At 75.3% G+C, this 14,086-nt stretch carries 9 protein-coding genes; 3 read left to right on the forward strand and 6 right to left on the reverse strand.

Annotated features, from left to right (window positions below):
• Positions 1 to 40 precede the first annotated feature (40 nt).
• Complete coding sequence (locus AB0M18_RS19250; RefSeq protein WP_365759445.1) at positions 41 to 1,216, forward strand: exonuclease SbcCD subunit D; 1,176 nt, start codon at positions 41 to 43, stop codon at positions 1,214 to 1,216.
• Positions 1,213 to 4,290 carry an SMC family ATPase gene (locus tag AB0M18_RS19255; protein WP_365759447.1) on the forward strand — a complete coding sequence of 1,026 codons (3,078 nt, stop codon included), beginning with the start codon at positions 1,213 to 1,215 and terminating at the stop codon, positions 4,288 to 4,290. The genes AB0M18_RS19250 and AB0M18_RS19255 overlap by 4 nt, the downstream gene beginning before the upstream one ends.
• Here AB0M18_RS19255 and AB0M18_RS19260 read toward each other — a convergent pair.
• The 3 genes from AB0M18_RS19260 to AB0M18_RS19270 all read right to left on the reverse strand — a co-directional run bounded on the left by AB0M18_RS19260 (position 4,280) and on the right by AB0M18_RS19270 (position 7,103).
• Positions 4,280 to 4,729, reverse strand: a complete 450-nt coding sequence (locus AB0M18_RS19260; RefSeq protein WP_365759448.1) for an Lrp/AsnC family transcriptional regulator — start codon at positions 4,727 to 4,729, stop codon at positions 4,280 to 4,282. The genes AB0M18_RS19255 and AB0M18_RS19260 overlap by 11 nt on opposite strands.
• An 84-nt stretch (positions 4,730 to 4,813) precedes the next feature.
• Positions 4,814 to 6,556: a DUF885 domain-containing protein gene (locus AB0M18_RS19265; protein ID WP_365759450.1), complete on the reverse strand. Its 1,743-nt coding sequence runs from the start codon at positions 6,554 to 6,556 to the stop codon at positions 4,814 to 4,816.
• A 49-nt stretch (positions 6,557 to 6,605) separates the two neighbouring features.
• A complete protein-coding gene (locus AB0M18_RS19270; RefSeq protein WP_365759452.1) occupies positions 6,606 to 7,103 on the reverse strand; it encodes an Lrp/AsnC family transcriptional regulator in 498 nt (165 codons plus the stop codon).
• 66 nt (positions 7,104 to 7,169) lie between these two features.
• Between AB0M18_RS19270 and AB0M18_RS19275 the strand changes: the two genes are divergently transcribed.
• Positions 7,170 to 8,381 carry a PLP-dependent transferase gene (locus AB0M18_RS19275; protein ID WP_365759454.1) on the forward strand — a complete coding sequence of 404 codons (1,212 nt, stop codon included), beginning with the start codon at positions 7,170 to 7,172 and terminating at the stop codon, positions 8,379 to 8,381.
• Here AB0M18_RS19275 and AB0M18_RS19280 read toward each other — a convergent pair.
• From AB0M18_RS19280 to AB0M18_RS19290, 3 genes are all read right to left on the reverse strand, one after another.
• The gene (locus AB0M18_RS19280) at positions 8,317 to 9,798 is read right to left on the reverse strand and encodes a GNAT family N-acetyltransferase (protein WP_365759456.1); all 1,482 of its coding nucleotides are present in this window, start codon (positions 9,796 to 9,798) and stop codon (positions 8,317 to 8,319) included. The two genes, AB0M18_RS19275 and AB0M18_RS19280, sit on opposite strands and share 65 nt — an antisense overlap.
• Before the next feature lie 88 nt (positions 9,799 to 9,886).
• Positions 9,887 to 12,571, reverse strand: a complete 2,685-nt coding sequence (locus tag AB0M18_RS19285; protein WP_365759458.1) for a DUF6493 family protein — start codon at positions 12,569 to 12,571, stop codon at positions 9,887 to 9,889.
• A gap of 29 nt (positions 12,572 to 12,600) precedes the next feature.
• Positions 12,601 to 14,001 carry an SWIM zinc finger family protein gene (locus AB0M18_RS19290; RefSeq protein ID WP_365759460.1) on the reverse strand — a complete coding sequence of 467 codons (1,401 nt, stop codon included), beginning with the start codon at positions 13,999 to 14,001 and terminating at the stop codon, positions 12,601 to 12,603.
• Positions 14,002 to 14,086: the final 85 nt, after the last annotated feature.

Below are 14,086 nucleotides of genomic sequence, written 5' to 3' on the forward strand. Positions count from 1 at the left end.
CGGCCGGGTCTGTCACACCCCACCGATACGCTCAGGGATCATGAGGCTTCTGCACACGTCGGACTGGCACCTGGGGCGTTCGTTCCACCGGGTCGCCCTGCTCGACGCCCAGGCCGCGTTCCTCGACCACCTGGTGGCGACGGTGCGCGAGCGCGAGGTGGACGCGGTGCTCGTCGCCGGCGACGTCTACGACCGCGCCGTGCCCCCGCTCACCGCCGTCGAACTCTTCGACACCGCCCTGCACCGCCTCGCCGACGCGGGCGTGCCCACCGTGATGATCTCCGGGAACCACGACTCGGCCCGCCGCCTCGGCGTCGGCGCCGGCCTCATCGAGCGCGCCGGCATCCACCTGCGCACCGACCCCGCCGGGGCGGGCACGCCGGTGCTGCTCGCCGACGCCCACGGCGACGTCGCCCTCTACGGCCTGCCCTACCTCGAACCGGCCCTGGTGCGCGAGCAGTTCGGCGCCGCCAGGGCAGGACACGAGGCGGTGCTCTCCGCCGCCATGGACCGGGTCCGCGCCGACCTCGCCACCCGCCCCGAAGCCACCCGCTCCGTCGTCCTCGCGCACGCCTTCGTGGCTGGCGGCGAGGTCAGCGACAGCGAGCGCGACATCACCGTCGGCGGCGTCGCCGCCGTGCCCGCCGGAGTCTTCGACGGCGTCGACTACGTGGCCCTCGGCCACCTCCACGGCAGCCAGACCCTCACCGAGCGGGTGCGCTACTCCGGCTCCCCGCTCGCCTACTCCTTCTCCGAGACCGACCACCGCAAGACCATGTGGCTGATCGACCTCGGCCCGGACGGCGCCATGGACACCGCCGAGCGGATCGACTGCCCCGTACCGCGCCCGCTCGCCCGGATCCGCGGCCGCCTCGAAGACCTGCTGGCCGACCCGGAGCTCGCCCGCCACGAGGACTCCTGGATCGAGGCCACCCTCACCGACCCGGCGCGGCCCGCCGAACCCATGGCCCGGCTCGGCGAGCGCTTCCCGCACACCCTCCACCTGGTCTTCGACCCCGAGCGCACCGAAGACGACCCCGCGCTCTCCTACGCCACCCGGCTGCGCGACCGCAGCGACCAGCAGATCGCGGAGGACTTCGTGGCCCATGTACGCGGCGGCGCCGGCCCGGACAGCGCGGAACGCGGCGTGCTGTACGGCGCCTTCGACGACGTCCGGGTCGACTCGGCCCGCCGCGAGCGCGAGGTGGGCCGGTGAGACTCCACCGCCTCGTCGTCACCGCCTTCGGCCCGTTCGGCACCGCCCAGGAGATCGACTTCGACACCCTGTCGTCGGCCGGCCTCTTCCTGCTCCACGGACCCACCGGCGCCGGCAAGACCTCCGTCCTCGACGCCGTCTGCTTCGCGCTGTACGGCTCCGTCCCCGGCGCCCGCCAGAGCCCCGGGTCCGTGCTCCGCAGCGACCACGCGCCGAGCGGCACCACCACCGAGGTCACGCTCGAACTCACCGTGGGGGAGCGGCGCCTGGAGATCACCAGGAGCCCGGCGCAGCTGCGCCCCAAGAAGCGCGGCGGCGGCTTCACGACCGAGAAGGCCCAGAGCACGCTGCGCGAGTACGACGCCGACACCGGCACCTGGAAGGGGCTCAGCCGCTCCCACCAGGAGATCGGCGAGGAGATCACCCAGCTCCTCGGCATGAGCCGGGACCAGTTCTGCCAGGTCGTGCTGCTGCCCCAGGGCGACTTCGCGCGCTTCCTGCGCGCCGACGCCGAGGCCCGCGGCAAGCTCCTCGGCCGGCTCTTCGACACCCGCCGCTTCGCGGCCGTCGAGGACCGGCTCGCCGAGCTGCGCAAGGCCGCCGAGCGGGAGGTCGGCGCCGGTGACGAGCGGCTGCTCGCGCTCGCCCACCGGATGGCCGAGGCCGCCGGCCCCGAGTCGCCCGCGGCCGCCCCCGTCGAGGAGCGCCCCGGCGAACCCGGCCTCGCCGAGGCCGTCCAGACCCGCGCCGCGCTCGCCCGCAGCGAGGCCCGCGAGGCCCTCGACATCGCCCGGCTCCGGCTCGCCGCCGCCGAGGAGCGCCAGGCCGGCGCCCGCGCCGCGTTCGAGGAGGCCCGCGAGCTCGCCGACCGCCAGGCCCGGCACGCCGACGCGCTGCGCCGCCAGGACGAGCTCGCCGCCCGCCGCCCCCAGTGCGACCAGTGGCAGGAGGCCCTCGACCGCTCCCTCAAGGCCGACCGCGTCGCCCCCGCGCTCACCCTGCGCGAGGACGCCGAGCGCACCCACCGCACCGCCGACGCCGCCCGCGACCGGGCCCGCGCCGTGCTGCCGACCGAGCTCGCCGAGGCCGGCACCGAACAGCTCTCCGCCGTCGAGCGACGGCTCCGCGAGGAACTCGGCGGCCTGGAGGCGGCCCGCCGCGCCGAACAGCGCGGCGCCGAACTCGCCGCCGAGCGCGCCGTCCTGGACCGCGAGGCCCGCGCCGACGAGGACTTCCTCCAGGACGCCGCCGCCTGGCTGGCCGACTGGGAGACCCGCCGCGACGCGCTCAAACGGCACGCCGAGGCCGCCCAGGACGCCACCGCCCGCGCCGAACAGCTCGCCGGCCGTCTCGAACCGGCCCGCCGCCGCCTCTCCGCCGCCCGCCGCCGCGACACCCTCGCCGCCGACCTCGCCACGGCCCGCGACCACCTGACCGCCGCCCGCGAGCTCCGCAACGACGCCCACGAACACTGGCTCGACGTCAAGTCCCGCCGCCTGCGCGGCATCGCGGCCGAACTCGCCGCCGCCCTCACCCCCGGCGCCCCCTGCCAGGTCTGCGGCTCCGCCACCCACCCCGCCCCGGCCCGCACCACCGCCGACCATGTCGACCGCACCGCCGAAGACGCGGCCTACGCCGCCTACACACGCGCCGACGAGGCCCGTACGGCCGCGGAGACGGGCGTGGCGGCGACGACGGAGGCATGGGAGGCGGCGCGGCAGGAGGTGCTGGCGGGGGCGGAGGCTGTCGGCGACGCCGCCACGGCGCCCGGCGGCACCGCGCCCACGTCCCCCGAACCCACCGTCGCCGACCTCGCCCGCATCGTCGACGAGCTCTCCCGCGCCCATGCCGAGGCGCACGCGCTCGCCGGGCAGACGCATGTCGCGCGGGAGGCGCTCGCCTCGGCCGAGCGGGAGTACGAGGAGCGGGTGGCCGGGCAGCGGGAGGCTGAGCGGCGGGTGGCGGCGCGGACGTCGCACCGGGAGGCGCTGGAGCGGCAGCAGGCGGAGCTGGAGGCCGAAGTGGCGGCCTCGCGGGGGGAGTCGGGCAGTGTGGCCGAGTACGCCACGCTGCTCGAGCGGCGGATCGGGCTGCTGACCGGGGCCGCCGAGGCGGTGCGGAGCGCCGAGGTCGCCGCGCGCGGGCTGAAGGAGGCCGACGACCGGCTCGCCGACGCCGCCTTCCGGGCCGGGTTCGCGAACCCGGCGGAGGCCGCCGCCGCGCTGCTCGACGAGCCCGTCCGGCGCACCCTGCAGCAGCGCGTCGACGCCTGGCGGTCGGAGGCCGCGGTCGTCGCCGACCGGCTCGGCGAGGAGGCCACCGCGGCCGCCGCCGCGCTTCCGCCGGCCGACCCGGATGCCGCCGGCGCCGCGCACACCCGCGCCGAGCGGGCGCTGCGCGAGGCCGCCACCGCGCTCTCCGTCGTAACGGAGCGGTGCGAGGCCCTGGACCGGCTGTCCGGGCGGGCCGACGAGGAGGTGCGGCGGCTCGGGCCGCTGCGCGAGGAGTACGAGCGGGTGGCGCGGCTCGCGGGACTGACCGCCGGGACCTCCGCCGAGAACGAGCGGAAGATGCGCCTGGAGTCGTATGTGCTCGCGGCCCGCCTGGAGCAGGTCGCCGCCGCCGCCACGGCCCGGCTGCAGCGGATGTCCTCCGGGCGCTACACGCTGGTGCACTCCGACGCCCGCAGCGGCGGCCGGCGGGCCGGTCTCGGGCTGCATGTGGTGGACGCCTGGACGGGCAACGAGCGGGACACCGCGACGCTGTCCGGCGGCGAGACCTTCTTCGCCTCGCTCGCGCTGGCGCTCGGCCTCGCCGACGTCGTCACCGACGAGGCCGGCGGTGTCCGCCTCGACACCCTCTTCATCGACGAGGGCTTCGGCAGCCTGGACGACCAGACCCTCGACGAGGTCCTCGACGTCCTGGACTCGCTCCGGGAACGGGACCGCAGCGTCGGCATCGTCAGCCATGTCGGCGACCTGCGCCGCCGCATCCCGGCCCAGCTGGAGGTCACCAAGGCGCGGCACGGCTCGGCGGTGCGGCTGCGCACCGGCGGCGACGCGCTCAGCGGCTGATCGGGCGGCGCGGCAGCGGTGAGGAGTAGACGACGCTCGTCGTGACCGAGCCGAGCGCGCCGATCTTCCCGGAGATCTCCTCCAGGTGCCGCATGGACCGGGCGGCGACCTTCAGGACGAAGCAGTCGTCGCCCGTCACATGGTGCGCCTCCAAGACCTCGGGGGTGGCGGCGATCAGGTCGTGGAAGGGCTTGTAGTTGCCGTTGGGGTAGCGCAAACGGACGAAGGCGAGGATCGGCAGCCCGAGCCGCTCCTGGTCGACGATCGCCGTGTAGCCGGCGATCACCCCGGCCTCCTCCAGGCGCCGCACCCGCTCGGTCACCGCCGACGCGGACATGGACACGGCCCGGGCGAGTTCGGCGAAGCTGGCCCGGCCCTGGTCCTGGAGGGCGCCGAGGATCCGCCAGTCCGTGGCATCCGGGATGTATCCGCTGGTCATGGGCGTGACCTTGCAGGGAAACCCCCGGGAGTTCAAGTCCTCCCGGGGGTATCTCACAGTGCGGCTGCCGCGCCCCTCCCGCGCTCAGAGCCGGGAGATCTCGTCCACCAGGTCGTCGAGGCCCAGCGGGCCCTGCGACAGGGCCGCCATGTGCCAGGCCTTCGCGTCGAACGCGTCGCCGTGCTTGGCGCGGGCGTTGGCCCGGCCGAGCAGCCAGGCCCGCTCGCCCAGCTTGTAGCCGATGGCCTGGGCCGGGACCGACAGATAGCGGGTCATCTCGCTCTCCACGAAGGCCGGCGGCCGACTGCTGTGCCGCTGGAAGAACTCCTGCGCGAGCGCCGGCGTCCACCGCTCGCCCGGGTGGAACGTCGAGTCCTCCGGGATCTCGAGGCCCAGGTGCATGCCGATGTCCACGATCACCCGGCAGGCCCGCATCATCTGCGCGTCGAGATAGCCGAGCCGCTTCTCCGCGTCGCCCAGGAAGCCGAGTTCGTCCATCAGCCGCTCGGCGTAGAGCGCCCAGCCCTCGGTGTTGGCGCTGACCTTGCCGATCGTCGCCTGGTAGCGGGACAGCCGGTCGGCCACGTGCACCCACTGGGCGATCTGCAGGTGATGCCCCGGCACGCCCTCGTGGTACCAGGTCGACACCAGGTCGTACACCGGGAAGCGGTGCTGTCCGTCGACCGGCAGCCAGGTGCGGCCGGGGCGCGAGAAGTCCTCCGACGGGCCGGTGTAGTACGGGGCGGCCGCGCCGCCCGGCGGGGCGATCCGGGACTCCACCCGCCGCACCCGGTCGGCGAGTTCGAAGTGCGTGCCGTCCAGCGCGTCGATCGCCTCGTCCATCAGGCCCTGCAGCCAGTCCCGTACCGCGTCCACACCCTCGATGTGCGCACCGTGCTCGTCGAGGTGGGCCAGCGCCTCCCACGGGTCGGAGCCGGGCAGGATCCGGTCCGCCTCGTGGCGCATCTCGGCGAGCAGGCGGTGGTATTCGGACCAGCCGTACGCGTAGGCCTGGTCGAGGTCCAGGTCGGTGCCGTTGAAGAAACGGGCCCAGCGGCGGTAGCGCTCGCGGCCCACCGTGTCCGGGGCGTCCGCGACCGCCGGCCCGTACACGTCGCGCATCCAGTCCCGCAGCGCGAGCACGGCCTCGTCGGCCGCCGCGCCCGCCGCCGTCAGCTCGGCCCGCAGCCCGTCCGGCAGCGCGCCCTCGCCGGCCGCATCGGCCGCATCGGCCACGCCGGCCGCGAAGCCGCTGAACCAGCCGCGCGGCGCGCCGTCCGGGCCGGTGCCGCCGCCGGCCGACCACTCGGTGAGCTGTCCGACGAAGGTGGCCGTGGCCCGGGGGCCGCCCCGCATGCCGCGTTCGAGGCCCAGTGCGAGCGAGGTGCGGTAGCCCTCCAGGGCGGCCGGCACGGCCCGCAGCCGGGCGGCGGCGGCCGTCCAGTCGGCCTCGGTCGCCGTCGGCAGCATGGTGAAGGAGATGCGCACGCTGTGCGCCGGCGAGCGCAGATTGCTCACCGCGCACAGCCCCTCGTCCGCCTCGTGCACCTGGAGCTGGGCGGTCAGCCGCTCGCGCAGCAGCCGGCCGCAGCGCTGCTCCGCCTCGTCCTGGGCGCCGTCCTGCCGCTCCGCCGTGTCGAGTCGTTCGAGCGTGCGCCGCGCCAGGTCGGCGAGGGCCTCCTGGCCGGCGGGGGAGAAGTCGGGGAGGCGCCCCGCGCTCTCGCGGACTCCCAGGAACGTGCCGGTGATCGGGTCGAGTTCGATGAGCGCGTCGACGTAGTCGTCGGCGACCTGGCGGGGGAGAGCGGTGCTGGAAGACTCTGGCATGGGGCCAATCCTGGCGCGTGCACGGTGTCCGCGTCACCCTCAATCGATCTCAGTCGGCTGACAAATGAGCGCCGGGGACGGGCGGCAGCAGCGGCCCGCACTCCCACTGCTGGAAGATCAGCCGGGTCTCCACCCGGGCCACCTCGCGCTGCGAGGTGAACGCGTCCAGAACGAGTCGTTGCAGGTCGGCGGGGTCGGCCACGGCCACGTGGACCAGGTAGTCGTCGGGACCGGTGAGATGGAAGAGCGCCCGGGACTCCGGCAGGGCACGGACCCGTTCGACGAACGGGCCGATGAGTTCCCGGCGGTGCGGGCGCACCTGGACGAGCAGCAGCGCCTCCAGGCCCCGGCCGAGTTTGGCCGGATTCAGCTGTAGCCGGTGTCCGAGGATCACTCCGGTGCGGCGCAGCCGCGCCACCCGGTCCAGACAGGTGGACGGAGCCACCCCCACCTCGGCGGCGAGCTCCCGGTAGGTGCTCCGGGCGTCGTTCTGCAGCAGGCGAAGAATGTGCAGATCGACCGCGTCCAGTACGACAGAATCGGCCATTGGCCGAACGTAGCACGGCGATTTCCCGCTACCCACCCGTATTCGTTCACAGTGCGCCGCATGGACATGACCAGGAACGCTCACGCGTCCTCCGCCGAGTCCGCCCCCACCCGGGCGCTCGCCACCGAAGCCGTGCACGCCGGCCGCGACGACCTCGCCGAGCTCGGCCTGCACGCCCCGCCGCTCGACCTGTCCACCACCTACCCGTCCCGCGACGCCCGGGCCGAGGCCGCCCGGATCGACGCGTTCGCCACCACCGGCGTCCTCCCGGACGGCCCGCCGGTCTACGCCCGCCTGGACAACCCCACCACCGGGCGCTTCGAGACCGCCCTCGCCCGCCTGGAGGGGACGGACTCCGCGGTCGCCTTCGCCAGCGGCATGGCGGCGCTCAGCGCCGTGCTGCTCGCCCGCGCGAGCCAGGGACTGCGGCACGTGGTGGCGGTCCGCCCGCTCTACGGCTGCAGCGACCACCTGCTCAACGCCGGACTGCTCGGCACCGAGGTCACCTGGACCGACCCGGCCGGGGTCGCGGACGCGATCCGTCCCGACACCGGCCTGGTCATGGTCGAGACGCCCGCCAACCCCACCCTCGCCGAGGTCGACATCCGGGCTCTGGCCCACTCCTGCGGCGAGGTGCCGCTGCTCGTCGACAACACCTTCGCCACCCCGGTGCTCCAGCGCCCCGCCGAGCTCGGCGCGCGGATCGTGCTGCACAGCGCGACCAAGTACCTCGGCGGCCACGGCGACGTCATGGGCGGCGTCGTCGCCTGCGACGAGGAGTTCGCCCGCACCCTGCGCCAGGTCCGCTTCGCGACCGGCGGCGTGCTGCACCCGCTCGCCGGCTACCTGCTGCTGCGCGGCCTGTCCACGCTCCCGGTACGGGTACGGGCCGCCTCGGCGACCGCCGCCGACCTGGTCCGGCGGCTGGCCGCCGACCCGCGGATCGCGCGTGTGCACTATCCGAGGATCGGCGGGGCGATGATCGCCTTCGAGGTGTACGGCGACCCGCACGACGTGATCGGCGCGGTACGGCTCATCACGCCGGCGGTCAGCCTCGGCAGCGTCGACTCGCTCATCCAGCACCCGGCCTCGATCAGCCACCGGATCGTCGATCCCTCGGACCGGCGCACCGGCGGCATCAGCGACCGGCTGCTGCGCATGTCCGTGGGCCTGGAGGACGTCGAGGACCTGTGGCGGGACCTCACGCAGGCGCTCAGCGCCGGGTCCGCCACCCCGTCGGAGAGTCTGCGGCATCCGGAGCGGGCCGAGCGGGCGTAGCGGCGTCGGCCTCCGCCCGGGGGCCGGCGGCGCTCGCCGGGCGGCCGGCCAGGCGGGCGGTGATGACCAGGGTGCCTTCCTCGATCTGGTAGTCGAGGGGCAGGTTCAGCGCCCGCATGGCGGCCACCATGCCGGTGTTGGAGGACTGGGTCACCGCGTAGACGCTGTCGCAGCCGGCCTCCTCGGCGAGCACCACCAGGCGGCCGAGGAGTTCGGAGCCGATGCCGCGCCGCTGCCACTCGTCCTCGACGAGCAGGGCGACCTCGGTCTCGTCGCCGTCCCAGAGCAGGTGCCCCAGGGCGACGACCCGGCCGGAGGCCGTCTGCACGGCCAGGGTGCGGCCGAACCGGGGGCTCAGCAGATGGTCGAGGTAGCGGTCGGCGTCGCCGACCGGGCCGTGGTAGCGCAGTGCCAGGGTCCGGTCGGAGCAGCGGTCGTGCATGGCCCGCGCGGCGGCCAGGTCGCGCTGGTCGGCGCGGCGCACCGTGATGTCGTTGCCTTCGGGCAGGGTCAGCACGTCCCGGCCGCGCGGGAGCCGCGGCCCGAGCCGGGCGTCGAGCTCCACCAGGGCGCGGGCCCGGGCGAACTCGGTGGGTGTGAACGGCAGATACGGCCGCTCGATCACCAGCGTCCCGCCGTTCGGGTCGCGCAGCCGCATCGAGGTCTCCTCCAGGACTCCCTCCACCGGGGCGTGGTCACCGGTCGGGCGGCCGCTGAGGGAGACCGGCGGTACGGAACGCAGGGTGCAGCGGCCGAGCAGCTGGCGCAGGGCCAGGGGCAGTTCGGCCGCGTCGAGCGCGGTGCGGGTGGCCAGGCCGAGCACCCGGGTCGGGGTGTCGACCAGGTCGTGGGCGTCGGCCCGCTCGGTCCAGGTGTCGGTGCCGCCGGCCGCCGCGATCTCCCGGGTCAGGGCGCCCGCCTCCAGGCCGGCGGGCGCGCGGAGCAGGAACTCGTCCACCGTGCCCTCGGCCAGCGGGTGCGTCTGCAGGGTCAGGATGTCGACCCCGTGCCGGGCGAGCACCGCGCACAGCGCGGCCAGGCTGCCCGGGGCGTCGCGGACCGTGGTCCGCAGCCGCCACAGGCTCATGGCCGTTCCGGCGGAGTCCCCCACGGGGGTGGGGGCACTGCCGGAAACCGCGTCCGGCGGCGGCGGGGAAGCCACCCCGCTGCCGCCGGGATCGTCGGCGGGCGGCGCATGGCTGTGCCGCCGGGCCCACCAGGTGTGGAAGGCGGCCGTGGCGACCAGCGCGATCGCCGAGAACACCAGCAGATACGGGCCGTCGGGGCCCTTCACCACGGTCTTGGCGATCGAGTCGGCCACCACCACGGCGGTGAACAGGGCGGCCAGCTCGATCAGGTCGTGCCGCCAGTGGTGGAGGCGGCGGGCGTTCTTCCGGTGCGTCATTTCGGGCGTCATGACCTCACTGTGACCCAGCGGTGTTGCGTGATCACGAACGCCTTGTGACTGACGGGTTAAGCGCCGATCCGGGGCATTGGTGGCGATTTCAAGCACTTTTCGACCGGGTCTGATCGGTCTGCTGTCCGAGTGTGACCGCGAGTCGACGCGCCTGCGTCACCAGCTGCGTCGTGCCCCGGCGCGCCGCGAGCTCCGCGAGCCCGGGCACCTCCCCGGACCCGCCGGCCCGCTCCGCACACTCCGCCGCCACCGCGAGCAGCTCCCCGGCCCCGCGCGCCGGCTTCGCCGCGCCGAGCACCGAGGGCAGCACCGCGAGCAGCACGTCGCGCACCGTCCCGTACGCCCCGGTCGCCGCCGCCGTACGGGCCGCGTCCGCCAGCCGGTTCGCCTTCACCGACCCCTCGGCCAGCAGCTCCGCGAGCCGCGCCCCGAGCAGCGCCGCGTCCAGCTCGCCGCGCGACGCGAGCACGAGCAGCGCGTCGACGGCGGTCAGCCGGTCCTCGGCGTGCCGGCACCCGAGCCCCACGGCGAGCGCGAGGTGGACGGCGGGACCGACGGGGCCGTCGGCCTCGGCGAGGGCGGTGAGCCCCTGGGCGACACCCCGCTCCTCCCACTCCGCTCCACTCGCCAGCGACGGCAGCAGCCAGGCCGCGAGGGTCTCGCGGTCGTCCGGGAGAATGGCCGGCCACAGTGGACGCCGCCCCGAGCCGTGCCAGTGGTTGCAGCCGCGCGAAAGCTCTGTCACCGACGAACCGAGCCAGTGGAAGGCGGCCGGGAAATCGTCCCGTATCGCGCGCCGCTCCCGCACCGCCACCACCAGCCGGTCGGCGAGCCACCAACGACCGGACCGGTCGTCCGCGCCCCGGGCCAGGAAGCGCAGGCCGGGAGCCAGGGACTCCTCCCCGGTCAGCCACTCCGCCAGCCGGGCACCCGCGCGGGTGCCGAGCGCCGCCGCCTCGGCGGCCGCGTCGGCCGTCGCCGGATCGCCCTTGCGGACGCGGAGCAGCGCCTGCGCCAGATCCAGGGGCAGCGGATCGAGCCCGGCGTCCCGGTACTCACGCAGCCGCTCCACGAGGACCGCCGGATCGATCCCACCGGTGTGCCAGGTCGGCGCGGCGAGCAGGAACGGCACCGGCTTCTCCGTGATCACCAGCCACGCCGTCTCCCAGACCCGCGCGTCGATCACCCACCCCATGGCCTTGTGGGCACAGGACGGAGAGCCGGACGCGCGCCTCCGGGCGGCGTCGAGCTGACCGGGCCGCACCAGGCCCAACAGCGTGGCGAGCACCGTGAGCAGACCCTGCGATCCGTGCTCGGAGGTGTGGCGCCCGTTCTCCAGCCAGTACGCCCCCGCGAACGCCTCCCGCACCGCCTCCCTCAGCGCCTCCCGGTCCCGGTGCGCGTGCCGTACGAGACCGTCCAGGGCCCGTTCGAACTCCTCCGGCGCGTCGTACGGCCGCCGCTCCAACGAGACCAGGTCCGCCACCAGCTCGGCCACCGTCCCGGCCGGAGGCGCCACCATCCGCCGCTCCGGCACCGGCGGCAGGACCTCCTCGTACGGTGCCTCGTCGGGCACGGCCGCCACGCCGAACAGCTCGGCAGCGGCCCGCCGGTGCACCGGGCTCAACAGGTCGACGGCGCCGGACAGCTCGGACCGGACCCCCTCGTCCACGTGCTTCAGATGGCGGCCCACCAGGGCGAGCGCCCGCTCCTGGAGCGCGGTGTCCTCGTGTCCGAAGGCGTCCGTGACCACCGGAAGGAGCTCCGCCGCAGCGCCCGGCTCACGCCGCAGCACCTTGCCGACCAGTGTCAGCTGCGCCCGCACCAGCTTCTTCTCGCTGCGGAACAGCACCGAGCCCGACATCTCCGCCAGCTCCGTGACCGTGAGGCCGCCGTCGAGCGCGAGCTCGGCCAGGATCTCCTGGGCGTGCCCGGCCACCGGGGACGGTCCGTCCGCCGCCATGCCCAGCCAGTCCGGGATGCGCGCCCGCCGCTCCTCGTCAGTGGTGCCGAGCTCCTGCAGCAGCGCCAGCGGGAAGCGCAGGTCACGGGCCCGGCCGCCGCGCAGCAGCCGGGACACGCAGCCGTCGACCAGGACCGCCCGGTCGAGCACGCCCTCGTCGGCGAGGGTCTTCAGTGCCGTCGGCCAGTGCGTGGGCGCGTCGGGTCCGACCGACCAGGTCAGCCGGTCCGGGGTCTCGGTCAGCGCCAGGACGTGCGGCAGCAGCACCGGCGTCTGCGGGTCCTCGCGCAGCCGCGCCACCAGCCGGTGGTCCGTCAGCGTCCGGGTCCAGCCGAGCAGATAGCTCTCGGTGGTCGGCACCGGGCAGCCGGAGCGCACCACCAGGGTGTGCACCAGGCGGTACTCGTCGTCGGCGATGCCCGGGCGGTCGGCGAGCCGGCCCGCGACGTCCGCGAGCCAGGCCGGGTCCCGGTCCGCCAGGACGTCCAGGACGCCGTCCACGGTGTGCTGGCCCCAGCCGGTCAGATCGCGCGAGCCGATCCAGGTCGCCGCCGCGGCCGCGCCCGTGTGGCAGCCGGCGCCCGCGACCCGCAGCGCCCGGCGGGCCTCCGTCTGCGCGTTCCACCGGTCCCAACTCCAGCTGCGCACCTCGGTGCGCAGCTCCTTCAGCCGGGGCAGCACCTTCTTGCGCGCGGCGGCGTCCAGCGGCTCCAGGAGCGCGGGAACTTCACTGTGCCGTCCCGCCCGCACGGCCGCGAGCAGCTTTTCCGTCGCGGTCTCCACCGCGGTCATGGCCATCGTCCCCGTCATGCTCCCCGTCCCCCATTCCGTCCCGGTCGTCATCGCACGCCCTCCACGACCGCCTCTGCCGTCCCCGTGGCCCCGACCGTCGCCCCGCGCCGCGCCATCCGCACCGCCAGCGCGTGCTTGCACGGGCCGCGCCGGCCGCGGTAGTCCGCCCACCAGGTACAGGTGCAGGTCAGCCGTCCTTTCGCCGCCTCCCGGACCTGGTAGCGGCGCTCGCCGGACGCCACCGTCGCGAGCTCGCCGTCGAGAGTGACCGCCCCCTCGGCGAGCAGCGCGCGGGCGGAGAGCAGCCGCGGGTTGTGGCGCTCGGCGCGGTCGGCGTCGTAGGGGAGTTCGCGGTGGAAATAGGCCGCCTCGGCGACGTCGTAGCCGACCCGGCCGGCCGTGCCGAGCCGGGTCAGCGCCGCCCGTACCCGGTCCACGGGCAGGCCCGACTGCTCGGCCAGGTCCGCGAGGTCGATGCGCGGCTCCCAGGCGAGCAGCACCGAGACCAGCTCGGCGTCCTGTGCCGCCTCCTCCGTGGCCAGCGCCTCCAGGACGCCGCCCTCGCCGGAGAAACCCCGCGCCGGGTCGGGGGAGAGGGTCAGGGTGAGGCGCATGCCCGGCAGCTCCACCTCCCAGGCGCTCGGCGCGGCCGCGCCGTCCGGCACCGGCCCGTACACCCGCAGCGCCGTCGCGTGCCGCAGCACCCGCTCCAGGGCGATGAGCCGGTCGGGGCCCGCGAGGCAGACCGCGCCCGGCACCGGGCGGGTGGTCGGACGCAGCGTCCGGCCCTGCTGCACCACCCACATCGGGCCCCGGCCGCGTGCCTGGGAGCGCGGCAGCGAGCGCAGGAAGCGCACCGCCTCCGCCCCGGACAGGTCGGCCCGCAGGTCGAAGCCGGCGGACGAGACCTGGGCCTCGGCGAAGCCGCGCAGCCAGCGGTCCGGCAGCGGCACCTTCTTCTCGACGACGGGACCGTCCAGGGTGGTCACCGCCAACTCCTCCGGGCCGACCCGAAGATGGAGCGGGTCGCCGCCGGTCAGCCGTGACAGGGCCTCCCGCAGCGGGTTGTTCACGTCGACGTTCGTCGTGCCGTGCCCGGTCTCCGCCCCGTCGAGACCCGCGCTCAGGACGTCGAGACGCGCGTACACCCCGCCGCAGCCCGAGAACGACTCGAAGCGCAGCCGGTCTCCGTTGCCCGTCACCACCGGGTCCAGCGAACCCGGTCTCATCCGCTGGTAGTAGCGCGCCGCCGCCACGTCGGCCACGGCGAGCAGCCCGCGCGCGGCGACCTGCGGCGAGGTGAGGAACCCGGAGAAGAACCGGGGGCGGGCCTCGGCGCCGTGCGGCGTGAGGCCGCCCGAGGTCTCCAGTCCGAGCAGCCGCCCGGAGTCCACGGGCTCCAGGGCGGACGGGCGTGCGTAGGCCAGCGCCTGTACGGATCGCGTCATGTGAAAGACCGTAGGACCCGCCACTGACAATCGACCGGACAGCGGCCCCCGCCCCGTACCGGGGCATCACCGGCCCCGACGCTCG

The sequence above is a fragment of the Streptomyces sp. NPDC051909 genome (genome assembly GCF_040681095.1).
Lineage (GTDB): Bacteria > Actinomycetota > Actinomycetes > Streptomycetales > Streptomycetaceae > Streptomyces.